Here is a 26,136-nt window from a genome sequence, read left to right as displayed (position 1 = left end):
CTATGTTTTTCGATTCAGACTATATTACTTTTGAACAAGAGAAGAATACCGTCACAGTTGCTGAAGGTGCCCGCGTCATGCCGATAACTGTCCTGAAAACTGAACATAAACGTGTTCAGAGAGTTGCTGAGGATCTGAAGAATGATCTGGAAAAAGTGACCGGAAATAAACCTGACCTGTTCAATACAATCCCGGATTGTCCGTCGATCCTCATCGGTACAGTTGAAAACAGCGATCTGATGGAACAAGTGGGTATGAATGTAGATGATCTTAAGGGGAAATGGGAGAGCTTCATTATCCAGACTGTCATTCTAGAAGGACAGTCAGAACCTAGTGTGATCATTCTCGGCAGTGACGACCGAGGTGCGATTTTTGGGGTATACGATCTGACTGAAAAAATTGGTGTATCCCCGTGGTACTGGTGGATGGACGTTCCTGTCAAAACTCATGACACACTTTATCTGAAAGAAGGAAAAGTCCTGAAAGGCGAACCGAGTGTCCAGTACAGAGGATTTTTCCTGAATGACGAAGGGCCGTCTCTGATGACCTGGGTGCGGACTCATTTTCCTGATTTTACCCATGAATTCTATGAAAAGATCTTCGAACTGACACTGCGTCTGAAAGCTAACTACCACTGGCCGGCCATGTGGGACAGCACATTTTATGAGGATGATGAAAAGAACATCGAAACAGCTGCCTTGTATGGCGTGGTGATCGGCACCTCTCATCACGAACCGATGGACCGGCCTCACGGAGACTGGAAGACCCATAAAAAAGGACCGTGGGATTATGCCGAGAATGCGGACTACTTAAAAGAGTTCTGGTCAAAAGGAATCGAACGCTCCAAACCTTACGAAACGATCATCAATTTGGGGATGCGTGGTGATGGAGATGAGCCTATGGGAGGAGACATGTCCTTTCAGGAAAAGATCCAGCTCATGGAAAAAATCATATCCGATCAGAGGCAGATCATTCAGGATACTATGGATGTGTCGGTAGAAGACGTCCCTCAGATGTGGGCGCTTTACAAGGAAGTGAAAGAATACTATGATTCCGGCATGTCTGTGCCTGAAGATGTCATGCTTCTCTGGGGAGATGATAATTTCGGGAACATCAGACGGCTACCGACAGAAGAAGAACGCAGCCGTAAAGGCGGAGCTGGGATCTACTATCACTTCGACTATGTTGGTGGGCCAAGGTCCTATAAATGGGTCAACACTGTTCCGATCCAGAAAACCTATGAACAGATGCAGAAAGCCTATGCCTATGATGCGAATAAAGTCTGGATCGTCAATGTCGGAGATCTGAAGCCGATGGAGTATCAGACCGAGTTCTTTCTTCGCCTGGCCTGGGATATCGAGGCGTTTTCTCCGGATAATCTTGAACAGTACGCCCTGGACTGGGCCGCTTACACATTTGGTGCTGAATATGCTTCAGATATAGCAAAAGTTATCAGAGATTACGTTAAATTTAATGGTCGACTGAAGCCTGAAGTCATCAACCTGGTAGATTTATATAGCTGGGAAAATGAATATGAAGCTGAACGGACCTTGTATGAATTTCAGAAAACAGTCGATAAGGCTGAAAAGTTGCTTCAGACGCTTCCTCACGATCTGAGAGACGCATTTTTCCAAGTGGGATACTACCCGGCGAAAGCTTCTTTTACGGTACTGAAACTCCAGCTGATGGCTGACTTAAGTAAGCTGTATAAGGCTGAAGGACGGGTTGCAGCCAATGTCGCTGCTCTGGAAGCACAGCGTCTGTTTGAAGAAGACAAGCGGCTGACTTTTGAATACAACAAACGGGTGTCAAACGGCAAATGGGATCATATGATGGATCAGCTCCATATCGGCTATACTTACTGGCAGCAGCCAGAAGATCTGATTATGCCGGAAGTCGCATTCCTCTCAGATGAAGAATCGGTAGATGGAAAATTTGGCATCAAGGTATACGGCGACGCAATGACTGACCGCTACACAAGGAAGCCGCTGTTTGTTGATGTATACAACAGAGGAAGAGAACTGGTTGAAATAAAAGTTGTATCTGACAATGATTGGGCCGTTGTCGATCATCCCTCGTTTACCTTGTCCGTCCAAAAACGTACTAAAATAAGTATCGACTGGGATAAGGCACCGAAAGGGAAATCTGATATCACATTAACTGTCACGTCAAATCAGGGACAGACTGAGACAGTGGTCTGTCAGATCGACAATCCGAAAACACTGATTTCAGGAGGATTCGTTCCATCCAGTGGCAAAATTGCCATTGAAGCTGTAGATTATTCAGACAAAAAAGAGACCGGTCCGCATAAGTGGACAGAAATACCCGATTACGGACGGACCAAGTCATCAATGGCTATTTATCCGGTGGAGTACAGAAAAGACTATTCTCCAGAAGATGTCCCGCAGCTCTCTTATGATTTTGTTCTTCCAGAAAAGACTGACATTGAAGTAACGGTCATTACTGCGCCTTCTCTTCCATTTGATCCGGCTCGCGGCATGCGTCTGGGTCTGTCTCTGGATGAGGATGAGCTGATTATTCAAAATCCCGGAGACCTCTCGCAGAATGGTGAACATGATTCGCCGGACTGGGAGAAGAGTGTAATCATTAACTGCCATACTTACTCAATGAAAATCTCTGGCTTAATAGAAGGTAAGCATAAGCTGAATGTGTCACTGGTCGATCCTCAAGTGGTGATTCAGAAAATTATCATCGACTGCGGAGGGCTGAAGCCGACCTATCTGGGACCTCAGCCGACCCCTCACGCTGATCGAATAGCTGATTATGCCTATGAAGAGCCATGTGACATTGAGGACTTTTCACTGGTTCCGGGAAAAGTGACTACAGAAGCGATTTATGTAGAGACTGCTGGGTTTTACAGAGTAAGAACAGAGGACAAGGAGCCGGTTGATTCTGAAAATCTGATTTTTTTAGAACAGGGAATGACGAAACCTGATAAGCTTTCTTCTGAAAATCCGTTTACGCTGGAACTGGACAGAGCGTGGCCCTTATCAGTGACTGCTCGAGTAAACAAAACCAGTGCAGGCATCTGGTCAGTAGCTGTCATGCTTCACTACTTCGGTAAAGCTTCAATGCCGTATCAGATCGGTGTAGAACTTTCAGGGGAAGGCAGGACAGAGCAGTGTGGCAGAAGTAGGGGCTGGCTGAAGACCGACGCACAGCAGGTTGTCAATTACCTCTGTAAGAAAGAAGAAAACTGGACACCAGATAACGTGATCATTCATATAAGCGACGATCACGTTGAACACCGAATTAATTATTCAATTGTTAAATATGAAGCAAGGGAGAAAGATTAAATGACAAATCTGGAAAAGAAAACGTACAGAAACCGTTTCAGTGAAGCGGGGTATTCTGATGAGGCTATTCAAAAGAAAGTGACTGCTGCATGGGATGCTATTTTTACAGACCCTGAATCGAAGTTCTATTTCAACGTAGGAGATGACATGGGCTACATGGTCGACACGGGCAACACAGATGTCCGAACAGAAGGCCAGTCTTACGGCATGATGATGGCCGTTCAGATGGATCGTCAGGATATTTTTGACCGGATCTGGAACTGGACTGAAACGTACATGCGTAATCACGAAGGGCCGCATAAAGGCTATTTTGCCTGGCATTGTACCCTTGATGGTGAAAAGATTCATGTAGGACCAGCTCCTGATGGTGAAGAATTCTTTGCGATGGCACTGTTCCTGGCTTCTAAACGATGGGGCGACAAAGCAGAAAAACCATTCAACTACAGTGAACAGGCGAGAGAGCTGCTTTCCATCTGTATCCATAAAGGTGAGAATGGTGAAGAGGGCGATCCAATGTGGGATCCAGAAAATCATCTGATCAAATTCATTCCTGACTGCGATTTTTCGGATCCGTCCTATCATCTGCCGCACTTCTATGAACACTTCGCAGCATGGTCAAATGAAGAAGACAAAGACTTCTGGAAAAAAGCAGTAAAGGCCAGCAGAGGCTATATTGTTACTTCAGCTCATCCACACACTGGAATGAATCCGGAGTATGCTCATTATGATGGGACCCCGAACCCTGTCAATGATCATGGAGATTTTTACAGTGATGCCTACCGGATGGCTGCCAATATCGGACTGGACGCAGAGTGGTTCGGCAAACGGGAAGATTACCGCCAGATCATTGAAAATCTGCTGAGATTCTTTGACGGCAAGGAACTGGATGACTATCAGAAATACGAAATAGATGGAACAGAAACAGGCGAGCCGTCTCTTCACCCAATTGGACTGCTTGCGTCAAATGCTATGGGGACGCTGGCTCTGGAACAGTCAGAACTGAGTGATAAAGTGGTCAGACAGTTCTTTGAAACAGAGCCCAGAACTGGAAATAGACGGTATTATGATAACGGGCTTTACTTCTTTGCTGTTCTGGCTTTGAGCGGACAGTATAGAATGAACTGGAACAATTAATCACTATCTCACATAATAGAAGCTGGTCAGGATAGACTCAGAGAGCTGTGCTGACAGTCAACCTAAACAAATTAATATAAGAGGAGAAAATAAACCATGACTAAACAGTTACTGACATTAAAAGATGCATATAAAGATTATTTCAAAGTAGGAGTAGCCGTAAGTCCAGCGACTCTTGAGCGCGACGGAGATCTGATCCGTGAACAGTTCAACAGTCTGACTGCTGAAAATGTAATGAAACCGGAAGAAGTGCAGCCTGAACAAGGCACATTCACATTTGAACAAGCCGACGGTATCGTAGATTTTGCAAAAGAAAACAACATGACTATGCGTGGACATACACTGGCATGGCATAATCAGACACCAGACTGGATGTTTAAGGATGGAGACAAACCAGCCAGCAGAGATGTTGCACTCAAGCACATGAAAGAACACATGCATGCAGTGATGTCTCACTTTAAATCTCCATTCTATGCCTGGGATGTCATCAATGAAGTGGTGGCGGATGAAGGCGAAGACATATTGCGCGAGTCGCCTTGGCGTACTATAATTGGAGACGACTATGTTCAGAAAGCATTCGAGTTTGCCAGACAGGCAAATCCTGATGTGGCCCTTTATTACAACGACTACAATGAATCTCACCCTGAAAAAAGGGATAAGATCTATACTATGCTGAAAGATCTTCTGGATAAAGGAACACCAATCGACGGGATGGGGCTTCAGGCTCACTGGGGACTGGAAGATCCGACGCTGGATAATATCCGGGCTGCTATCGAGAAATATGCGTCTCTAGGTCTGACACTTCAAGTGACTGAGATGGACGTATCCGTCTTCAATTTTGGCGATAAGCGTACTGATCTGACTGAGCCGACAGAAGAGATGATGGAAAAACAGGCTGAGCGTTATGAAGCTTTCTTCTCGCTGTTTAGAGAATATTCTGATCATATCGATTCAGTGACTCTCTGGGCAGCAAGTGACCGTTATAACTGGCTGGATGATTTCCCAGTACGCGGACGCAAAAACTGGCCTATGCTTTTCGATGTGAACAATCAGCCTAAAGAGAGCTTTAAACGAGTGGTCTCTTTTAAATAATAGTTAATTTGCAGAAATGGGAAGGAAGAATTTTATGACAATAGCAATGCTACGAGGACGCGCGTCATCAGTAATGAAAGGGAACAGATTGATACTGATGGTCGGGTATGTCCTCTCACTGGTCTCCTGGACACTGGTCGCTCAAGTATTTATTACTATCTTCGGGTTCGACCGTGTGTTCTCTCTGATCGATCTCTTTTTTGAAGGGTGGACAGGGTTTCAGTGGACCTATGTGCTGTTGCCTATTCTTCTCATTATTCTATTTGTTCTTGGGGATATGCTGCATATGAGCTACCGCTGGTTCGGTCTGGATCTTCTGAAGGGACGGTCGCTGGAAGTGAAAGGTGCATTTCAGGGATTCCAGACCCCTATGTCCGGCAGACTGCTTTCACTTGTTCTGCTTAGAGGGGTGATCGTCTTCGGCTGGACTCTGCTGTTCATTATTCCAGGTATTTGGAAAGCCTATATGTACAGTCAGGCTACGAATTGCCTGAAAGATGATCCTACACTGAGCCCTATGGAGGCCCTGAACAGATCCGAAGAGCTGATGAAAGGGAACGGCTGGAAGTATGCGCTTATGCAGCTGATCTTTGCTCCATGGTATGCCGGACCGATTCTTGTATTTGCATTCTTCCTCTGGAGCAACTATGCGGAAATTACAGGTGGAGTAGAGATGGGGCCGGAAGGTGAGGAACTGATTTTTGGTATCCTGCTAGCGATCTTGCTTATACTCGGATTAGTTCTTGTACTCTTTTCCTTATACGTCGAGCCGCATAAAATGATGACCAAGCAGGCTTTTTATGAATTTATCTCCACCCCAAAAGACAAGGAAACGTACGATGATTTTGAAAAAGAACTACTGGAAAGACAGGGGATGACCCGAAATAAGAGACAGGTTACCCCTAAACTTTGATATTGAAAGAACTACTATCTAATGAAAAGAAGGAAACCGAATGAACAAGACAGATTACTTGAAACTGCCTCATACACTGAGTGACGGGGTGATCATCCAGCGAAACAAACCTGTTGTATTTTCAGGAAAGGACAGACCCGGACAACCTGTTTTAATTAATTGGAACGGAATGTCTGAAACGGCCGAAACGGACGAAAAAGGCTGCTGGAGAGTAACTTTTCCACCAGTAGATGCCGGAGGTCCATATAAGCTTACAGTTGAAGGTTCTTCAGTAAAAGAAGTGAATGATACCTATGTCGGAGAAGTTTGGCTGATTGGCGGTCAGTCAAACATGGAGCTTCCTGTTAATCGAACCTATGATGAATTCAAGGAAGAAATCGATTCAGCTAATTTCCCTCTCATTCGTCAGTTCCACGTAGAAATGGATCTGGCCTTTCAAGGGCCGAAAGATATGATGGAGCAGGGAACATGGAAAACAGCGACACAGGAAAATATACAGGACTTCTCGTCACTTGGATTCTTTTATGCAAAAAAACTGCATGAAGAGCTGAATGTACCGGTCGGAATCATTCATACAGCTGTTGGTGGTACACCGATTGAAGCCTGGATGAAGGAAGAGACATTGAGACATCTCGGGAATTATGACGAGGAGCTGGACTACTGGAAAGATCCTGATAACGTCAAAGCTGAAGTGGATAAAGACCTCGAAATCAATAAAACCTGGTACACAGATCTTAACAGCAATGATCTGGGGCTGATTTCAGATGTTAAATGGTACGAAGAAGACATCGATTTAAGCGGCTGGAAGGACTTGCCCATTCCAGTGATGTTTAAAGACACTGAGGACCTGGCAGAATTCTGTGGGGTCGTATGGTTCAGAAAAACCTTCACTGTAACCGATGAAGATATGACTTCCGACTCTTTCCGACTTCGTTTAGGCTCACTGATAAATGGAGATGAAACTTATCTGAACGGAAAAAAGGTCGGAGAGACCGGTTACCGTTATCCGCCCAGGAAATACGTGCTTGAAAAGGAAGACTTTAAATCAGGAGAAAACACCCTCGTAATCAGATTATCGATCGATGCGGCAAATGGCGGGTTTATCCCGTCATTCCCATATCAGCTGGAACTTGAGCATAAAGCCATCGATCTGACTGGGGACTGGCACTTTAAAATCGGTTATGAAAAGGATCCGATCGATCCGATGCTTTTCCTGCATTACAAACCATCTGTATTATATAATGCGATGATTCATCCGCTGAGACATTCTGCAGTGAGAGGTTTCCTCTATTATCAGGGAGAATCGAATACAGGTCAGCCAACTGGCTACAAGGATCTGATGAAACTGATGATTGCTGACTGGCGGGAACTTTTCCAGGAAGAGCTCCCGTTCTATTATGTTCAGCTAGCTAACTATATAGATCCGGCAGGGAAAGAGGATGATCACCAGTGGGCAGTGCTGAGGTACGAGCAGGACAGAGCCAGACTGGAGAATGAGCAGGTGGAGATGATTCCGGCCTATGATTGTGGGATCTCATACGAACTCCACCCCCACGATAAGAAAACCTTGGCCCATAGACTCGCAGCTGTTGCTCTAAACAGGGACTATCATATAACTGATCCATATATGAATCTTGAGGTAAATGGTGTCCGCCTGTCAGAAAATGGAGTAGAAGTATCGGTCAGAGGCATTAATGGTAATTTGAAGATGACAGAGGAGCTGCCAGAAATCGATATTGAGCTGAAAGGACTGTGGATAGAAGTGGAAACCGTTCAGATCAGAGAAAATCGTATTCTGATCCCGTTGACAGAGTCATTAGACGCTGTAACAGGGGTAAGATACGCCTGGCGAAATGACCCTGAAGGGGTCATCTATGATGAAGCGACTCGCCTGCCTTTGCTTCCATTCACTTATCCCATCAACTAGATTAAAAAAACAGCGCCGGATCCAAGCTATTTACTTGGGTCCGGCGCTTAATTAATTTCGATCGACTAATATTCCCACTGATCTCAGTCTCGATTAGTCTTTTTTATCTCTCTTTTTTGATTTTTCAAGGTCATCCACTTTATCTACATCAAAAGATTCAGCATCTCCAGGAGCTGTTTCTTTTTCCTTTTCTTCTTCTGATTTAGGCATCTCACCTTCAGCTAATTCATCTTTAGTTTTCTGTGCAGCTTCTGCATCCACAGGTAAAGACGGATTGCCAGTCTGAGTTGGTTCATTTTGCATAATGAAATCTACTCCTTTCATTGATCTTCATCCAGTATAGCACAATACTTTTAATAACGCTTTCAATATGCATATATAGATGATATTATCAAATTAAGCAGAAAAAATTTACTAAAAGATATTGACACCGTTTCCAGAATAGGGTATTGTTAGTTTGTAAGTTAAACCAACTAACACAAAACAAACAACCGAGAGGAGAAATAGTATACATGGCTTATTTTGACAACATCAGCAAAATCAAGTATGAAGGCGCTAAATCAAAAGATCCATTAGCGTTCAAATTCTATAACCCGGAAGAGCAGCTTAACGGGCAATCTATGGAGGAAGCACTGCGTTTCGGTATTGCTTACTGGCACACATTCACTGAAGAATTAGGTGATCCATTCGGAACTGGAACAGCTCAGCGTCCATGGGATCATTTCTCAGATCCAATGGATAGAGCTAAAGCTCGCGTTGAAGCAGCTTTTGAATTCTTCGATAAAATCGGTGCACCTTACTTTGCTTTCCACGATGTGGACGTAGCACCTGAAGGAAGCTCTCTGAAAGAAACACTTGAAAATCAGGATGTCATTGCTGACATGCTTGAAGATTACATGAAGGACAGCAAAACGAAATTGCTTTGGAACACAACAAACAACTTCTCCAACCCAATGTTCGTTCATGGTGCAGCTACTTCAAATAGTGCTGATGTCTATGCTTATGCTGCTGCTAAAGTTAAAAAAGCTCTTGAAATCGGTAAACGTCTAGGTGCGGAAAACTATGTATTCTGGGGCGGCCGTGAAGGGTACGAAAGCCTACTTAACACTAACATGGGTCTTGAACTGGACAACCTGGCTCGTTTCTTCCACATGGCTAATGACTATGCGAAAGAAATCGGCTTCGATGCTCAATTCCTGATCGAACCAAAACCAAAAGAACCAACGTCTCATCAGTATGATTTCGACGTTGCAACTGGATATGCCTTCCTGCAGAAGTATAACCTGGATGACGTGTTCAAGTTCAACATTGAAGCTAACCACGCTACTCTTGCTGGACACAGCTTCGAGCACGAGCTTCACTATGCACGTATCAACGGTATGCTGGGATCAGTTGATGCTAACCAAGGTCACCCGCTATTAGGCTGGGATACAGATGAATTCCCATCTGACCTGTATGCAACAACACTAGCGATGTATGAAATCCTTAAAAACGGCGGTCTAGGTCGTGGTGGACTGAACTTTGATGCTAAAGTTCGTCGTACATCATTCAAACCTGAAGACCTGTTCAAAGCACACATCGTTGGAATGGACAGCTTTGCACTTGGTGCTAAAGTTGCTCAGAAACTTATCGACGATAAAGCTCTTGATTCCATTCTTGAAAACCGCTACAAGTCATTTACTGAAGGCATCGGTAAAGACATCGTTGACGGAAACACAGACTTCAAGAAACTTCAGGACTATGCTCTTGGTCTAGATAAGTTTGAAACTGAATCTGGAAACCTTGAGGTAATCAAAGGTATTCTTAACCAGTACCTGGTTACAACTATCGCTGAAGGATAATTCTACCCCCTAATACTAAGCGCGTATCGGACTCTCCTAGGAGAATCTGATGCGTGCTTTTTGTGCGTTCATTTTCAGTGTATATTATGGAAGAAACTGGAGCAGGGTTGAAAAGGATTGTGCGATTTAATCTATTGGAAAACATTATCCGAGTTATTAAAAAAGTGGAATAGATCAGGTCATATCGATAATTTTCATTAAAAAAAGAGTAAAGAAAAGAGCCCGACTGACATTGCGTACTGAAGACGCATCAGTCGGGCTCCATACTTTACAGTAAATCCAGCACAATACTAAGGTTTCATTCAGCTAAACCGTTATATGACTGCAAGTAGAGAGGTTTATAAGGGAATCATTAAACTTACTGAAGTCAGGACCGCTTAGGCACCAGCCGTTTGTTCATCCATCGTTTCTTTTTCCAGCGGACGTACATCAGGCTGGCTCTGATCCATTCATCCACGACCATCGCAAACCAGATTCCAGGGAGGCCATAACCTAATACAATCCCCAGTACGTAAGCTAAAGGAACGAGGAGACCCCACATGACAGTAATGCCGATAATGACTGGAAATTTAGCATCTCCTGCCGCTCTCAGTGCGCTGATGATGACCATGTTGCCGGTACGCGCCGGTTGTAGAAGCAGTTCAATTACAAGGATAGAAGCACCGAGTGCAATCAGTCCAGGATCGTCAGAAAAGATACTGAAAATTTGTCTGCCGAAGAAGGTGAAGAGACCACCGATGGCTATCGTTACGATGCTGGCGAATTTAAGGCCAGTATACATATATTTGAAAGCTTCTTTCTGTTTGTCTGCACCAACCAGTTGTCCGATGAAAATCTGCATGCCTTTGGCGATTGAGACAGAAAAAATGACTAGAACGGACATGAAGTTTTGAGTATAGACACGAGTGGCAAGGGCTGTTGCTCCAAGTGTTGTGATCATGATTGTCAACACAATCTGGCTGACATTGTAGGACAGTTGTTCACCAGCAGAAGGCACACCAATATTTAGAATTTTCATGGCAAAAGTTTTCTTCAGTGTAAAAAATGATTTGACAGGGATTCTGACAGGCATACGTCTAAATAACAGTACAAACATTCCTGCCATGATCAGCAGGCGGACACCTGCAGTAGACAGAGCGACGCCGGTCACACCCAGTCGAGGGAAGCCTAATGCACCGAAAATCAGGACATAGTTTCCGAAGATGTTCAGTACATTCATGACCAGCACTGAGAGCATGACATCTTTAGTGAAGCCCATTGCCTGCAAGATGGAAGAAATAGTCAAAATCATGGCCTGAGCAAATAGTGCGAATCCGACGATCAGAGCGTAGCTGTTTGCATAACTAAACAGTTCCGGTTCGAGAGAAAATAAATTGAGAAGATACTGGCGATTGAATCCTACAAAAAGACTGACTGCCAATCCGAACAGAAGGTTTATGGTGACTGCGCTCGCTATTGTATTGCGGACACCATCCTTATCGTCTGCTCCAACATATTGGGAAACAACAACACCGGCCCCCATAGCTGTAAAATTAAACAGTACGAACATAAAAGTCATCAGCTGATTGACTACACCAATTGCAGCTACAGCCTGGTCAGAAACAAAACTGAGCATGAAAACGTCAGTGAGCTTCATGAGCATCTGAAGAAAGACTTCTATGAAAATCGGCCAGGTGATCATAAACATATAGCGCCTGGCAGAGGAAGGATTCTCCAATGTAATTCCTTTGATCATTATCATCATCCTTTATGCTTATAAAAAATAAGTACATAGCGAATTTTACCACTTACCGATTATATAGCAAGTGAAACAGCAGATATTATGAAGAAAAAATGAAGGTAGTATATAAAGATTTTCAGTATGCGCTTGCAGGTGAGCAATCAGCGTGATATATTACTTATATTGGTACGTACATATTTACTAGGAGGATGAGAATGAAAGCTAAAGTCAGTGCAAGCAGAACTCAAGCAGTTTCTAAAATAGACCCACGTATTTACGGGTCATTTATCGAACATTTAGGCCGTGCAGTATACGAAGGGATCTATGAACCAGGACATCCCACAGCAAATGAAAAAGGATTCAGACAGGATGTCATCGATGCAATCAATGAACTGAATGTTCCACTTGTCCGCTATCCTGGCGGAAACTTTGTATCCGGATTCAAATGGGAAGACAGTATTGGACCTGTTGAAGATCGCCCGAAACGTCTGGAACTGGCATGGCGTTCGATCGAAACGAATGAAGTCGGCTTGCATGAATTTATGGAATGGTCACGTCAGGCCAATACTGAAGTCAATATGGCAGTTAACTTGGGGACAAGAGGGATCGATGCAGCCAGAAATTTATTAGAATATTGTAACCATTCTGGAGGCACGTACTGGAGCGATTTGAGAAAAGAGAATGGGGACGAAGAACCGTTCAACATCAAGACGTGGTGTCTGGGAAATGAAATGGATGGGCCGTGGCAGATCGGGGCAAAAACGGCTGATGAATACGGTCGTCTGGCTGAAGAAACAGCAAAAGTCATGAAACTCGTTGATGACTCAATAGAGCTTGTGGTCTGCGGAAGTTCTTCAAGCAAAATGCCGACATTCGGTGAATGGGAGTACACTGTCCTGGATCATGCTTATGAGAATGTGGATTTTCTTTCACTTCACTTATACTGGGAAAACTTTGAAAATGATCTGCCTAACTATTTGGCGAAGTCAATGGAAATGGATCGCTTTATTAAAGATGTTGTAGCAATTTGTGATGCCGTCAAAGCTAAAAAGGGATCCGATAAACAGATCAACTTATCTTTTGATGAGTGGAATGTCTGGTATCATTCCAAAGATGCTGATGCTAAGAGAGATCCTTGGGATATTGCACCACCGCTTCTTGAGGACATCTACAACTTTGAAGATGCTCTGCTTGTAGGATGCGGACTGATCACACTACTGAACAACGCTGACCGAGTCAAAATTGCCTGCCTTGCTCAGCTGGTCAATGTGATTGCGCCGATCATGACTATTAAGGACGGTAAAGTCTGGAAACAGCCTACATTCTATCCATTCATGCAGGCATCCAATTTCGGAAGAGGAACAGTTCTGACTACTCTGACCGAAGCACCTACCTATGATTCAGCTGAGTACAAGGATGTCTCTTACATTGAATCTACTGTGATTCATAACGAAGAGGAGAATGAAGTAGTCATCTTTGCGGTTAACAGATCAGAAGACTCAGAGCTGCAGGTCGAGTCAGTGCTTGAAGGGTTTGACGGACTGTCAGTTAAAGAAGCGACTGAGCTCGCAGGTTATGATCCAAAACTGACAACAAAGGAAAACCATGATGCAATGGAAATAAAATCCAATGACTCTGTTGAACTCAATGACAGCAAAGTGTCCGCAACATTTAAACCTTTGTCCTGGAACATGATACGTTTATCTTGCTGATTAAATAGAAAAAAGAAGTGCTCTCATTTAGAATGAGTGCACTTCTTTTTGATTATCACCAAGTTAAAAATTTGGAACAAAATTTAGTAAATGATTTTCATAGTAATGCTTAAGTTCTCATAAGCGTCTCTCAGAAGGGTCATGAAAAAAGGTACGAACATGTTGTTCAGTGTATATTTCAGATATGACTTATCTAATAATGTATCAGCAGGAATACGATGAGCAATGTTAAGCAACAAGTAGTATACAAGTATATTAGTTTTATATAAATAAATCAAACGGATACAATGATAAATATATAAAAAATCATTGACCTTCTATTTTTTATTTGATATAGTATGTTTAAGTTTTAAACTAACTGGAAACATTTTAAATCTGTTTTCACTAGAATGAAACCGGAAACAATAACAGCTATGGATGTCTGAGCTGGAATTTTGAAGAATATAAATCTTGGTCATACGTACATCTAAGCTTAAAATCTGGAGGGAAAAATCAATGAAATTGCTTAACAAAAGAAATCTAGCGTTATACCTAACTTTATCCGGCGGACTGCTGCTTGCTGCTTGTGGCAACGGAGGAGAAGCTGGATCACCTGAAGAAGAAATTACTGAAGACGAAGTTGGTTCAGTAGGAGCAATGGAAAACTTTGAAGTGGGCGATACTTTTGTAGCAACTGAGCCACTTGACATCAGCTTACTATACAGAGACTTACCTGCATACCCACTTGAAAGAGACTGGCTGTTCTTTGAACATCTGGAAAACGAGCACAACGTAACAATGAACCCTACAAGTGTACCGTTATCTGACTGGGAAGAAAGATTGTCTGTAACTGTATCGGCTGGAGATATGCCTGACTACTCTACAGATATCTGGGCTGGACATGAAACCCCTTACGTTCCTTCTGGCGCAATTCTGCCAATTTCAGATTATGTACATTTAATGCCTCACTTCTCCGACAGACTGGAAAACTGGGACGGCGTAGCTGAACAGATCGAAAACCTGCGTCACTCTGACGGTAAATACTATGTGCTTCCTGGTCTTAACGAGAATGTACAAGTTGACTTCAGTCTTAAATTCAATGAAACAGTCTTCAACGAACATGGTATTGAAGAACCTCAATCATGGGATGAACTCAGAACAGCTCTTGAAACTCTAAGAGATGAAACAGGAACTGACAAAGCTATGACACTTTGGTGGCAAGGTAATGCACTGATGAACTTCGGTGGTGCTTCATTTGATACAATCGGTGGCTGGGGCTTCATGAACGGTGCGATGTATGATGAAGATACAGACGAATTCGTCTATGCACCTATGGAACAAGGCTACAGAGATATGGTTGAGTACTTCGCTGGCCTGACTGAAGATGGCCTGTTAGACATTGAAGCAACAACACAAGACGATGAAATGGCTAGAAACAAATTAGTTAACCTAGAATCATTTGTTACATCTGGTAACGTGGGTACTTTGACAGACGTTAACGAAAGTCTTGAAGAAGCACACGGAGAAGGCGAATATGAATTCTCAAGAATGCGTATCCTTGAAGGACCGAACGGACAGGTTATTCGCGGAAGCAACACATCCAGTGGTATCATGCTGAATGCTAACATTGCTGATGATGATGATTTCCTTGCTAAACTTCAGTTCCTTGACTGGCTGCACTACAGTGACGAAGGATCAGAATTCGCTCACTGGGGCGTAGAAGGTGTCACTTATGAAAAAACTGATGAAGTTGCCGGCGGATACCGCCCACTTGAAAACATCAGATACGAGCGTATGAACCGTGGCGCTGATGAAGATCTACAAGAAGATTACGGATTTGGTAACGTGGCCTTTGCCTTTGCCGGTCCTGCTCACATCAGACAGTCCATCATGGATGAGGACGAGTTCGAATGGCAGTCAAGAATGAACGAAGAACTTGACGTCATCGTTCCAGATCCTCCATACCCAATGAGCCAGGCTGATCAGGAAAGAGCATCTCTTCTTTCAACACCTCTTCAGGATACTGTAGAACAGTACACTCTACGATTCATCACTGGTCAGTACTCTCTTGATCGCTGGGGTGAATTCATGACTGATCTGGAAAACCAGAACGTTGATGAGTTCATGGAACTTGTAAACGAATCTTACAGAGACTTCCAGCAGTCACTAGAAGACGCTGAATAAGATAGAATTACTTTTAAAGTAATGTTGGATCAGCGGATATCTTAGCATAAGGTCTGCTGATCCTCTTTTGAAAACGTTATGTTTATATATCTGATCAGAAATAGATTTAATAATTGTATAGTTTAAATTAACTCTAACCTAACCGAGAGGCATTCTGATTAATTAAAAGCTATTATGTTATTGTATAGCAAGTGCTAATTGGGGTCTTTTCTCAAAAGGTGTTGCACAGTATCTGATTTATATATATATAACTCGCATTTTATAATTTGTGATCCCATTTAAATACTGAAATCTTTATCGTTACCAGCTAAAATGATACAGGTTTCAGTTTTTCTCTGTACAAATTAAACAATGGAGATGATGAAATGACAAAGCAAGGATTCAATCCCTATCTGCCTTCGTGGGAGTACATACCTGACGCAGAACCTTACGTATTTGAAGACAGAGTATATATTTACGGCTCACATGACCGATTCAACAGCCATGCCTACTGCCTGAACGACTACGTCTGCTGGTCTGCTCCAGTAGATGATCTTGCCGACTGGCTTTATGAGGGTGTTATTTACAAAAAAACAGATGATCCACTGAATTCAGAAGGCGCTATGGCCCTCTATGCCCCGGATGTTACTAAAGGAGCGGATGGAAGGTATTATTTATACTATGTGCTAGATAAAGTGCCGGTTGTGTCAGTAGCTGTCAGTGATACGCCTGCCGGTAAATATGAGTTTTACGGATACGTTAAAGATAAAGAAAGCAATCTTTTAGGCGAGAGACCAGGGGATGATCCTCAGTTCGACCCCGGCGTCCGGTTTGAAGAGGATAAGGTGTATCTTTACACAGGTTTCTGTGCCAAAGGGGACACATCCCGCCATGGAGCAATGGCTACTGTCCTTGACAATGACATGCTGACAATCGTTCAGGAAACTGAATTTGTTCTGCCGAATGAACCCAACGGAAAAGGCACGGGTTTTGAAGGGCATGAATTCTTTGAAGCGCCGTCGATCCGTAAAATTGGCGACACTTACTATCTGATCTATTCTTCTATAGTCATGCATGAATTATGTTATGCCACCAGTAAATATCCCGATAGAGATTTTGAATACAAAGGGGTTATCATCAGCAACAACGATATGCACATTGATTCCTATAAACCCGCTGATCAGCCGATGTATTACGGAGGAAACAACCACGGGAGCATCGTTCAGATCAAAAATGACTGGTATATTTTCTACCATAGACATACGAATGGATCAAACTTCAGCAGGCAGGGCTGTCTTGAAAAAATCAGTGTAGATGAACAGGGAATGATTGCTCAAGTTGAAATGACTTCATGTGGACCTAACGGAGCACCGCTCGAAGGAAAAGGAGTCTATCCAGCACATATCGCATGCAACTTATTCCATGAAGATGAAGCTGTTTACACTGGAGACTTGTGGATGGACAGCCAGTTTCCTAAGATCACTCAAGATGGAAAAGACGGAGATGAAGAACCTGGATATATACAAAATATGACTCGCTCCGCAACTGCCGGATATAAGTACTTTGATTTTAATGGGACAACACAGTTTTCCATAAAGGTTCGAGGGTACTGTAAAGGAAATTTTGAGATAAGAAACAGCTGGAATGGTGAGGTGCTGGGAACGATCCCGGTCAATTTTACTAATGTATGGACTGATTATACAACTCAGATCAATTTCCCTGATGGTGTTCACCCTCTGTATATTACTTACGCCGGGAATGGAAGAGCAAGTCTGCTACAATTTGAATTAACTTAGAACTTACTAACACCTACTAAAATCTACTATTTTCATTTACAAAGGTATAGTAAGAGTGAAAGGAATCTCAATAGAAGTCTTAGGGACTATAAGGGAGAGACAAAAGTTTATAGCGAAAAGCTCGTTTCCCATTTTTACAGGTTAATCACCTGAAAATTGGGAAGCGAGCTTTTGATTTTCTTAAGAATTTCTTTTGTACTAGTCTTGTTTCTTTACTATAAATACAGAAGAATTGTAGATTTATCTCTAACAAAGAAAAAAACGCTTGCACGTACATATGTATAATGTTATAGTTAAAACAACAAGAGGTACGTACTAATTCAACTATTATTTTTTTATCTTTACTGGAAAGCGTTTTATATTAAGTCGTTTGCTACTTATAACGACGAACACAGCGTTTAATAGCTGGTTTTTTGGTAAACAAGCAATTCTTAGCAATCTTATGTACGTACGTTTTAATTATTTTGGTATTAGATTTTAAACACTATTTATACTAGGAGGAAGAGAATGAATATTAAGAAGAAATTATTATTTGGTGCAGCAACATTGTCGATGAGTTTACTAGCTGGTTGTGGGAACTCAAATGAAATAGTTATGTGGACGCCTCTAACTGGTGAAGATGGACAGATAATGGATCAGATGATTGAAGAATATAATGACACAGATCCTGAATTTCCAGTTTCACATGTAGTTACTCCAGATTTATATACTCAGATATATACAGTAATGAATACAGGTGAAGGAACACCGGATTTGGCTATTATCCACGCTGACAGGGTGGAAGGATTCGTCAGGTTTAATATGTTGAAGCCCTTTGATGATTTAATGGGAAATCATCCAAATTTAGTAGAAGATAATTATATCGAACAAGCTTGGACAGCGGGAGAAGTTGATGGGTCTCAATACACTATTCCGTTAGATGTGCACTCCAACGTTCTATACTATAATGAAGATCTATTAGCCGAATATGGAGTAGAACACTTCCTGGATGACGATGTACTAACATTTGATGAAATTATGTCTTTAGAAGGTGAACTGGATGAAGGCCATTATGCGATAAACACTTCATTAATGTCTTGGGTTTTACTAGCTCAAGCTGTTAACTTAGGTGGAGATATAAGCGATGACGAAGGAAATCCAACGATCGATACTCCAGAGATGAGAGAAGCAGTACAAGCTCTCGTAGAAGTAGAAGAAGCAGGGCTGATGACACCTCAAGGAGAAGATGGCTATGCAATGTTCCAAGGTCAGACAGTATTGTTCTCTTCTGATGGTACATGGTCCTCATTAGCATTCGATATGGTAGAAGACTTAAACTACGGCGTAACTAATATATATTCATTTGACAGCGATACTTGGCATAATAGAGGCTCTTCACACTTGTTTGGAATGTTGACAAATGAAGATCGAACAGAGGAAAAAGAAGAAGGAGTTGCAGAATTTTTAGATTGGGTTTATGAAAATTCCGTTACTTGGGCTGAAGCAGGACAAATACCAGCAAGTAGAGAAGTATACGAATCACCTGATTTTGAAAATTATCAACAGTCATTCTTTACTAAGTCTCAAGAACAGATAGACTCTTTATTAATTTTCGATTATGAGTATTATGGCTATGTGGAAGCAGCCATAAACTTAGTTATTATGGATATGGTTTACGGAAATATCTCCATTGAAGACGGTTTAGCAGCTGCACAGCAAGAAGTTGAAGATTTAGTAGCTCAAGGTCATGGTGCAGATATTGATGTTGATTTAGATGAGCTTGATCTAGAAGAATAGCCAATGACCATCAGTAAGAGCGACATTCTGGAAATAAATGAGAATGCCGCTCTTCTTTTATAAATATGAAAGGGGCAAAGTATGGATAAATCAATGAGTCAAGAAGGGCTTGCTTTAGAAAAGAAAAAGAAATTTAATCTATCACAATGGATTTTTATAGGCCCACATTTTATTTTCTTTATTGTTTTTATATTGTTTCCTATGATTTACGGGTTTTACGCATCTTTCACAAGATGGAACTTAATTAGTTCACCTACATGGGTTGGACTGCAAAATTATCAAACAATTTTAGGAGATCCTACATCTTCATTTTATAGGCAATTTAGAAGAGGTTTAATCAATACATTAGTGTTCGTTGCCGGTACAGTTCCTCTTCAAGTTATCATTCCTCTGGCCTTGGCAATTATGTTGCAGCACAGAGGAATAAAAGGTAAAGGTTTGTTCCAGGCTATATTTTATATTCCTGGATTGATTTCTGTTTCAGCAGCAGCAATTGTCTGGCTTTTAATTTTCAATCCAAGATTAGGTCCAGTCAACAACTTGCTTGGTTCTGAAGTAACATGGGTAGTGAATCAACCGTATGCATGGATGGTTATTTTCTTAATGACGCTCTGGGGGTCCATAGGAGGAAATTTGGTAATTTACCGATCAGCCATGAGTGGTATATCCAGAGATCTTTATGAAGCTGCAGATATAGATGGGGCTTCTGGAACGGTGAAATTCTTTAAAATTACTATTCCTATGATAAAATTCCCATTACTTTATACAATTGTTATGTCCACTGCTGGTGCATTTAACGTGTATGCTCAGCCCTTAATGGTTACTCAAGGAGGACCAGAACAGACGACACATGTACTCATGATGTATATTCGTACATTAGCTTTTGGACAAGGCCAATCTGTTGCTGGTATGGCGGCAGCAATGTCGATACTACTTGGGTTAGTCATAATTGTAATTGCCGCATTCCAGTTTAGGATAATGTATCACAATGCAAAATAGAAAGGGGTATTGAAATGGATAGAACAAAGTCCTTTGTTATTACAAAGTGGGCTTCTTATATATTATTAAGCATCACAGCTTTAATATGGCTGTTACCTGCAGTATATGCTTTTACCACATCTTTCAAAACACAATCTGATGTTATGCAAACAGGATTCAGACTATTGCCCGCATCCTGGGTAATGGATAACTATGCTAGGGTCCTTTCTAATTCGTCAAGTGCACCAATTGTTAGGTGGTTTTTAAACTCTGTACTGATTTCCACTACTCATACAATACTCATGGTCATAGTCGTATCGTTAGCAGCATTTGGATATGCACGATTAGACTTTAAATATCGAGATACGATGTTTTTTACAGTTCTGGCAATTTCAATGTTTCCAGCTGTAGTTAATATCATTCCCAATTATATGATTGTTCATCGCTTAGGATGGGTTAATACTCCGCTGGCAGTCATCGTTCCCGGAATTGCAGCTGTAGGGAATGTCTTCCTAGTGCGTCAGTTCATGACAGGATTGCCGAAATCTTATGATGAGTCTGCTCGTATGGATGGAGCAAGTGATTTTACGATCTACCTTAAGATAATCGTGCCATTGATAAAACCAGTATTGATTGTTACATCAATCTTTTCGTTTACAGGATCATGGAATGATTTCTTGTGGCCGACCATTGTATTGAACGATGTGCGGCAACTGACAATTACAGCGGGAATGTTACTTCTTCAGGATATTTACGGAAACTATATGATGATGGGTCAGCTGATGGCCTCAGCATTTCTGGCAATGATTCCAACATCACTATTATTCTTATTTGCACAGAAGTATTTTATAGAGTCATTAAATTTAAATACTGGATTAAAAGGTTAAACAGGAGGAAGAACAGTGGAAAGAAAAACAGAGAGAAAACTATTGGTGACTACTTCGATCTGGCATTTTATTAATGGTTTACTGACCATTTTTGTTTTCGGGATGTGGTTTAAGACAAATGGTGATGTAGCAATCAATCAGATGTATCCAGAGTTAGTCGGTGGCAGTTCAAGTTTTGTAGACATTCTGTACACTGTTTTAACTTCTTATTCTATTTTTATTATTCTAATAGGCGTAGGGAACATATATTTTAAAAAACGTCTTAGAGATAACGAGATACAACGCAAGTGGCAGGGGTGGCTGTTTGTAATGATTATATTCTCATTCCTTTCTTTTGATGTTATAGGATCATTATTGTATTTGGTTACTTTTGTGACGTACTCTTCTAAGAATAAAGCAATACAATTGAGTCAGAATAAAATAGAACAGTACCAGTTAGTTAATGGAGGTTTGCATTAAATGAAAAATGTTGAAAGCTATACCAATCCTATTGTTCTTGAAAGAGCTGATCCTTGGGTATATAAACACACAGATGGATACTACTATTTTACAGGTTCTGTGCCAGGCTATCAGTCTATCGAGTTAAGAAGGGCAAAAACTCTTAATGATTTGGAGAATAGTGAAAGAGTTACTGTTTGGACAGCACATGATACAGGTGAAATGAGTCATCTGATTTGGGCTCCCGAAATTCATTATATTAAAGATAAATGGTACATCTATTTTGCTGCTGCTTCGTCAGGTCAGCCCAAAAACAACATCTTTCAGCATCGTATGTATGCCATCGAGTGTGAGGACGAGAATCCAATGTCTGACAACTGGTCAGAAAAAGGGGAAGTCAAGACACATATCAACAGCTTCTGTCTCGATGCAACTACCTTTGAGCATCGAGATGTGCTGTATTATGTTTGGGCCCAAAAAGATCCGGCTATTCCAGGAAATTCTAATCTATACATTTCCGAGATGGAGAATCCATGGACATTGAGAGGGCATGCTACATTACTGACAATCCCGGAGTATGATTGGGAAAAAGTAGGATTTTTAGTTAATGAAGGACCGGCAGTTCTGAAGCGGAACGGAAAAATCTTCATTACCTATTCTGCCAGTGCTACTGATGAAAATTATGCTATGGGGCTCCTGTGGGCTGATGAAGATGCAGATTTACTAGATGGCTATTCATGGCATAAGTCTGAGAAACCAGTATTTACTTCTTCAGAGGAAAACAGCCTTTATGGACCTGGACACAATTCTTTTACCAGAAGTGAAGATGATCAGTATGATGTGCTGATTTACCATGCGAGACCAGAGAGAAACAAAGAGGGCGATCCTCTTGATAATCCTAATCGTCATGCTAATGCTCAACTTTTTAAATTTGATTCTGAAGGGTTTCCGCAGTTTGGTGCCCCTGGTTCATCGACGTTAAACTTATAATTTAGAGGAGAAGATGAATGTCAAAAAAAGTCAAAATAATAATTGGAGTCACTGCAGCAGTATTATTAGTTATAGGAGTGAGTGGTTACATGGTTTTTTCTGATGGAGTTCGTCCACCAAGTACGAGAGAATGGGAGACAAGAAGTCATGATAGAGTATCTATCCATGATCCGGCTGTTCGGTCAGTGATTAAAGAAGATGGCGAAGAGGTTTTCTATGCTTTTGGTACGCATATCGCTCAGGCAAGAACTACAGACTTTCTCACGTGGGAAGTTCCTCATATGAGAGAATACGAAAATATGGAAGATAATATTATTTTCGGAGACACCAATGAGAATCTACAGGAAACATTTGAATGGGCGGGACATGATGATGCAGATTCAGCTGGAGGCTATAACCTCTGGGCACCTGATGTTATCTGGAATGATCACTTTGAATGGTCAAATGGAGAAACTGGAGCATACTTAATGTATTATTCTGCCAGCTCGACTTGGAGAAGATCAGCCATTGTACTGATGGCCTCTCCAGAGATAGAAGGTCCGTATGCTTATGTTGATACAATTATTTATTCTGGATTTTCTTCAGTAGATTCAACGGATGGTAGCGATCGAAACATTCATTATGAAGGAACACATTTACCAGAGTTGATCGAAAATGGGACGATTTCAGATTTCAATGAAGACTGGGTAAGAAACAATGGAAGAGAATACAACACAGATTATGCACCTAATGCCATAGATCCTGCTCCATTTTACGATGAAGAGGGAAACTTCTGGCTAGTTTATGGGTCATGGTCTGGCGGCATACATCTTTTAGAGCTAGAAGATGCTACGGGTAAGCCAGTTTATCCGGGTGAAGACGGAATAACTGAAGACGGTCGTACTATTGATCGATACTTTGGCACTAAGTTATCAGGAGGATACCATCAGTCGGGTGAAGGTCCGTATATTGCCTATGATGAAGAAACTGGCTACTACAATCTATGGATCACATATGGCGCTCTGCAGGCACATGGTGGATACAATATGAGGCTATTTCGCTCTGAACATGTCGAAGGTCCGTATGTTGATGCTCAAGGTAACACCGGGATAATCGAGTCAGGTGATTTAAACGAGCGTTATGGAATCAAATTGCTAGGTAATTATAACTTTACGGGTCTTAGAAGCAGAGGTTATCGTGCAGCTGGGCATAACTCTGTCGTACAAGATCAGAATGGAACATGGTTTAACATATTCCATACTCGATTCAATCGAGGAACTGAAGAACATGAAGTTCGTGTTCATCAGATGATCAACAATGAAGAAGATTGGCCAGTTATTTTACCTTATGAACATAGAGGAACTGCAGTAGAATTGACCAGTGTTTCCCTTGAGGACATGGTTGGAGAGTATGAGTTCATTAATCATGGAACAACTAATGACAGCGACATGCTTCCTACTTTAAGCATCGATCTGGAATCAAATGGAACGATAACAGGTGATATGAACGGTGAATGGACTCTGAGTGACGAAGGACATCTTACTATTTCAATTGAAGACATTGAGTACAAAGGGGTAGCAGCTATGCAACCTGATGAATATGATCAAGACCGACTCGTATTTTCAGCTTATGGGAGTAACAATGAGATGATATGGGGTATAAAACCTTAAATTATATTGTATGAGGAGATTATTATAATGACGATTAAAGTACTTGCTGACAAAAAAGGGCCACAGATAAGCCGTTATATTTACGGGCAGTTTGCTGAACATTTAGGGCGCTGTATTTATGAAGGAGTATGGGTTGGAGAAGACTCAGATATTCCAAATGATAAGGGCATTAGACTTGATGTAGTAGAAGCACTCAAAGAAATCAATGTACCAGTAGTCAGATGGCCAGGCGGCTGTTTTGCTGATGAATATCACTGGAAAGATGGTATTGGTCCAAAAGAAAACAGAAAAACTATCGTAAACACTCATTGGGGTGGGGTTGTAGAAAATAACCACTTCGGAACGCACGAATTTTTCCATCTGCTTGATCTTTTAGGCGCAGATGCTTATGTCAATGGGAATGTCGGTAGCGGAACTGTTCAGGAAATGCAGGAATGGGTCGAATACATGACTTTTGAAGGAGAATCTCCTATGGCTAATCTTCGTAAAGAAAATGGAGATGATAAAGCCTGGGACCTCAAGTTCTTTGGAGTTGGTAACGAGAGCTGGGGATGCGGCGGAAATATGCGTCCCGAATATTATGCAGATTTGTACAGACGCTATCAGACTTATGTAAGGGATTATACAGACAAGCATGTATATAAGATTGCCTGTGGTCCAAATATAGATGATTACAATTGGATGGAACAGGTAATGAAGATAGCTGCCCCTTTCATGGATGGGATTAGTCTTCATCACTATGCACTAGCATCAGAGTGGGAAGATAAACGACCAGCTACTGGTTTTCCTGAAAAAGAATGGTTTTCTTTAATAGACAGTGCTAAAAAAATGGAAGAACTGATTACTAAACATTCCACTATTATGGATAAATATGATCCGGAAAAAAGAGTGGGGTTAATAGTAGATGAGTGGGGATCTTGGCTTGCTGTTGAAAAGGGAACGAATCCAGGATTCTTATATCAGCAAAATACCATTAGAGATGCAATGGTCGCTAGTTTGACTCTGAATATTTTCCATAGACATGCTGATCGTGTGAAAATGGCTAATATTGCTCAAATGGTCAACGTCTTACAGGCAATGCTACTAACTGAAGGCAGTAAAATGATTAAAACTCCGACGTATCATGTTTTTGATCTGTATAAGCATCATCAAGATGCTGAACTGATTGAAACATATGGTGATGCAAATGAATACGTTGACTTCACAGTATCGAAAAAAGATAATTCCTTAGCAGTCTCATTATGCAACTATGGTATTGAAAAGGAAGAGACAGTAACATTTGATGTTTCAGACTTCTCCAGCTCATCAGTTGAGGGATGGATTGTTTCAGGCAGTCAAATGGATGCCCATAATTCATTCGATTCTTCAGAACATGTTACTAAGGAAGCTTTCACTAATCATTCTATTAAAGACGGAATACTGTCTGTTACTATTCCACCAATGAGTGTGGCAACTCTAGTTTTAAAGGCATAGTATGTCTTGCAAAAGTTGTGAAAGACTTACAGAACTAGCCAGTCAGAATGAATTAGAATTAATTGAAGAACAGTTAGAACTGGAACTAAATATTGCTGAAGATGATGTCAGAGATAAACGCCTGTCAATATGTATGAACTGTCCCTTTTTAAAGGGACAGACATGTACAAAGTGCGGGTGTTATGCTCTCTTCAGGGCAAGTTTATCTGACAAACAGTGTCCTGTAAATAAGTGGTGAAATTTCGGATGCTGCCCTAATTGCTGCATCTGATTTTTATAGAATAAGTTTGTTTAAAAAATAACCATACTTATTTCTTTTTTGCCAGATATGTTGTACAATAGATGTACGTA

General features: G+C 41.5%; 19 protein-coding genes. 17 read left to right on the top strand and 2 right to left on the bottom strand.

Features of this window, described 5'->3' with window-relative positions; genetic code table 11:
* Positions 1-2 precede the first annotated feature (2 nt).
* The 5 genes from BMX79_RS03435 to BMX79_RS03415 all read left to right on the top strand — a co-directional run bounded on the left by BMX79_RS03435 (position 3) and on the right by BMX79_RS03415 (position 8,383).
* Positions 3-3,317 carry a glycosyl hydrolase 115 family protein gene (locus tag BMX79_RS03435; protein ID WP_170230985.1) on the top strand — a complete coding sequence of 1,105 codons (3,315 nt, stop codon included), beginning with the start codon at positions 3-5 and terminating at the stop codon, positions 3,315-3,317.
* Entirely contained in the window at positions 3,318-4,451 is a 1,134-nt protein-coding gene (locus tag BMX79_RS03430) for a family 8 glycosyl hydrolase (protein WP_091479130.1), read from the top strand. It begins immediately after the preceding gene.
* A 96-nt stretch (positions 4,452-4,547) separates the two neighbouring features.
* Entirely contained in the window at positions 4,548-5,543 is a 996-nt protein-coding gene (locus tag BMX79_RS03425; RefSeq protein WP_091479127.1) for an endo-1,4-beta-xylanase, read from the top strand.
* A gap of 34 nt (positions 5,544-5,577) precedes the next feature.
* Positions 5,578-6,456, top strand: a complete 879-nt coding sequence (locus tag BMX79_RS03420) for a DUF975 family protein (protein ID WP_170230986.1) — start codon at positions 5,578-5,580, stop codon at positions 6,454-6,456.
* Positions 6,457-6,496: 40 nt separating this feature from the next.
* On the top strand, positions 6,497-8,383 hold the full coding sequence (locus BMX79_RS03415; RefSeq protein WP_091479122.1) for a sialate O-acetylesterase: 1,887 nt from the start codon (positions 6,497-6,499) through the stop codon (positions 8,381-8,383).
* A 93-nt stretch (positions 8,384-8,476) separates the two neighbouring features.
* Here the strand turns inward: BMX79_RS03415 and BMX79_RS03410 are convergent, their stop codons facing one another.
* Positions 8,477-8,686 carry a hypothetical protein gene (locus tag BMX79_RS03410; protein ID WP_143059408.1) on the bottom strand — a complete coding sequence of 70 codons (210 nt, stop codon included), beginning with the start codon at positions 8,684-8,686 and terminating at the stop codon, positions 8,477-8,479.
* Between the two features lie 209 nt (positions 8,687-8,895).
* Here BMX79_RS03410 and xylA point away from each other — a divergent pair, with 209 nt between their 5' ends.
* Positions 8,896-10,224 (top strand): xylose isomerase, encoded by a 1,329-nt coding sequence (xylA, locus tag BMX79_RS03405; protein WP_091479119.1) that lies wholly within the window; start codon positions 8,896-8,898, stop codon positions 10,222-10,224.
* A gap of 367 nt (positions 10,225-10,591) precedes the next feature.
* Here the strand turns inward: xylA and BMX79_RS03400 are convergent, their stop codons facing one another.
* Positions 10,592-11,959, bottom strand: coding sequence for an MATE family efflux transporter (locus BMX79_RS03400; protein ID WP_091479118.1), 1,368 nt, complete (start codon positions 11,957-11,959; stop codon positions 10,592-10,594).
* 200 nt (positions 11,960-12,159) lie between these two features.
* Between BMX79_RS03400 and arfA the strand changes: the two genes are divergently transcribed.
* The 11 genes from arfA to BMX79_RS12655 all read left to right on the top strand — a co-directional run bounded on the left by arfA (position 12,160) and on the right by BMX79_RS12655 (position 26,023).
* The gene (arfA, locus tag BMX79_RS03395) at positions 12,160-13,656 is read left to right on the top strand and encodes an arabinosylfuranosidase ArfA (protein ID WP_091479117.1); all 1,497 of its coding nucleotides are present in this window, start codon (positions 12,160-12,162) and stop codon (positions 13,654-13,656) included.
* Between the two features lie 495 nt (positions 13,657-14,151).
* Complete coding sequence (locus tag BMX79_RS03390) at positions 14,152-15,819, top strand: extracellular solute-binding protein (protein WP_091479116.1); 1,668 nt, start codon at positions 14,152-14,154, stop codon at positions 15,817-15,819.
* Positions 15,820-16,184: 365 nt separating this feature from the next.
* Positions 16,185-17,594 carry a family 43 glycosylhydrolase gene (locus BMX79_RS03385; protein WP_091479115.1) on the top strand — a complete coding sequence of 470 codons (1,410 nt, stop codon included), beginning with the start codon at positions 16,185-16,187 and terminating at the stop codon, positions 17,592-17,594.
* Between the two features lie 507 nt (positions 17,595-18,101).
* Entirely contained in the window at positions 18,102-19,370 is a 1,269-nt protein-coding gene (locus BMX79_RS03380) for an extracellular solute-binding protein (protein WP_091479111.1), read from the top strand.
* An 81-nt stretch (positions 19,371-19,451) separates the two neighbouring features.
* Positions 19,452-20,369 carry a carbohydrate ABC transporter permease gene (locus tag BMX79_RS03375; protein WP_371862066.1) on the top strand — a complete coding sequence of 306 codons (918 nt, stop codon included), beginning with the start codon at positions 19,452-19,454 and terminating at the stop codon, positions 20,367-20,369.
* 14 nt (positions 20,370-20,383) lie between these two features.
* Positions 20,384-21,235 (top strand): carbohydrate ABC transporter permease, encoded by an 852-nt coding sequence (locus BMX79_RS03370; protein WP_091479109.1) that lies wholly within the window; start codon positions 20,384-20,386, stop codon positions 21,233-21,235.
* Between the two features lie 15 nt (positions 21,236-21,250).
* On the top strand, positions 21,251-21,694 hold the full coding sequence (locus BMX79_RS03365; protein WP_091479107.1) for a hypothetical protein: 444 nt from the start codon (positions 21,251-21,253) through the stop codon (positions 21,692-21,694).
* On the top strand, positions 21,695-22,663 hold the full coding sequence (locus BMX79_RS03360) for a glycoside hydrolase family 43 protein (protein ID WP_091479106.1): 969 nt from the start codon (positions 21,695-21,697) through the stop codon (positions 22,661-22,663). It begins immediately after the preceding gene.
* A gap of 17 nt (positions 22,664-22,680) precedes the next feature.
* Positions 22,681-24,312 carry a glycoside hydrolase family 43 protein gene (locus BMX79_RS03355; protein ID WP_246117648.1) on the top strand — a complete coding sequence of 544 codons (1,632 nt, stop codon included), beginning with the start codon at positions 22,681-22,683 and terminating at the stop codon, positions 24,310-24,312.
* Between the two features lie 27 nt (positions 24,313-24,339).
* On the top strand, positions 24,340-25,785 hold the full coding sequence (locus BMX79_RS03350; RefSeq protein ID WP_091479105.1) for an alpha-N-arabinofuranosidase: 1,446 nt from the start codon (positions 24,340-24,342) through the stop codon (positions 25,783-25,785).
* A gap of 1 nt (position 25,786) precedes the next feature.
* Positions 25,787-26,023 carry a DUF6171 family protein gene (locus BMX79_RS12655; protein WP_091479104.1) on the top strand — a complete coding sequence of 79 codons (237 nt, stop codon included), beginning with the start codon at positions 25,787-25,789 and terminating at the stop codon, positions 26,021-26,023.
* Positions 26,024-26,136 lie beyond the last annotated feature (113 nt).

The organism is Alkalibacterium pelagium (assembly GCF_900109325.1).
In the GTDB taxonomy this organism is placed as follows: domain Bacteria; phylum Bacillota; class Bacilli; order Lactobacillales; family Carnobacteriaceae_A; genus Alkalibacterium; species Alkalibacterium pelagium.
Note: the sequence above shows the minus strand (reverse complement) of the source record. Positions and strands in the feature narration are given on the sequence as shown.

What these genes read in the sequence shown, in the direction of transcription:
- BMX79_RS03435 (WP_170230985.1), top strand. Translation starts at nt 3, where the DNA reads ATGTTTTTCGATTCAGACTATATTACTTTTGAACAAGAGAAGAATACC.
- BMX79_RS03430 (WP_091479130.1), top strand. Translation starts at nt 3,318, where the DNA reads ATGACAAATCTGGAAAAGAAAACGTACAGAAACCGTTTCAGTGAAGCG.
- BMX79_RS03425 (WP_091479127.1), top strand. Translation starts at nt 4,548, where the DNA reads ATGACTAAACAGTTACTGACATTAAAAGATGCATATAAAGATTATTTC.
- BMX79_RS03420 (WP_170230986.1), top strand. Translation starts at nt 5,578, where the DNA reads ATGACAATAGCAATGCTACGAGGACGCGCGTCATCAGTAATGAAAGGG.
- BMX79_RS03415 (WP_091479122.1), top strand. Translation starts at nt 6,497, where the DNA reads ATGAACAAGACAGATTACTTGAAACTGCCTCATACACTGAGTGACGGG.
- BMX79_RS03410 (WP_143059408.1), bottom strand. Translation starts at nt 8,686, where the DNA reads ATGCAAAATGAACCAACTCAGACTGGCAATCCGTCTTTACCTGTGGAT.
- xylA (WP_091479119.1), top strand. Translation starts at nt 8,896, where the DNA reads ATGGCTTATTTTGACAACATCAGCAAAATCAAGTATGAAGGCGCTAAA.
- BMX79_RS03400 (WP_091479118.1), bottom strand. Translation starts at nt 11,959, where the DNA reads ATGATCAAAGGAATTACATTGGAGAATCCTTCCTCTGCCAGGCGCTAT.
- arfA (WP_091479117.1), top strand. Translation starts at nt 12,160, where the DNA reads ATGAAAGCTAAAGTCAGTGCAAGCAGAACTCAAGCAGTTTCTAAAATA.
- BMX79_RS03390 (WP_091479116.1), top strand. Translation starts at nt 14,152, where the DNA reads ATGAAATTGCTTAACAAAAGAAATCTAGCGTTATACCTAACTTTATCC.
- BMX79_RS03385 (WP_091479115.1), top strand. Translation starts at nt 16,185, where the DNA reads ATGACAAAGCAAGGATTCAATCCCTATCTGCCTTCGTGGGAGTACATA.
- BMX79_RS03380 (WP_091479111.1), top strand. Translation starts at nt 18,102, where the DNA reads ATGAATATTAAGAAGAAATTATTATTTGGTGCAGCAACATTGTCGATG.
- BMX79_RS03375 (WP_371862066.1), top strand. Translation starts at nt 19,452, where the DNA reads ATGGATAAATCAATGAGTCAAGAAGGGCTTGCTTTAGAAAAGAAAAAG.
- BMX79_RS03370 (WP_091479109.1), top strand. Translation starts at nt 20,384, where the DNA reads ATGGATAGAACAAAGTCCTTTGTTATTACAAAGTGGGCTTCTTATATA.
- BMX79_RS03360 (WP_091479106.1), top strand. Translation starts at nt 21,695, where the DNA reads ATGAAAAATGTTGAAAGCTATACCAATCCTATTGTTCTTGAAAGAGCT.
- BMX79_RS03355 (WP_246117648.1), top strand. Translation starts at nt 22,681, where the DNA reads ATGTCAAAAAAAGTCAAAATAATAATTGGAGTCACTGCAGCAGTATTA.
- BMX79_RS03350 (WP_091479105.1), top strand. Translation starts at nt 24,340, where the DNA reads ATGACGATTAAAGTACTTGCTGACAAAAAAGGGCCACAGATAAGCCGT.
- BMX79_RS12655 (WP_091479104.1), top strand. Translation starts at nt 25,787, where the DNA reads ATGTCTTGCAAAAGTTGTGAAAGACTTACAGAACTAGCCAGTCAGAAT.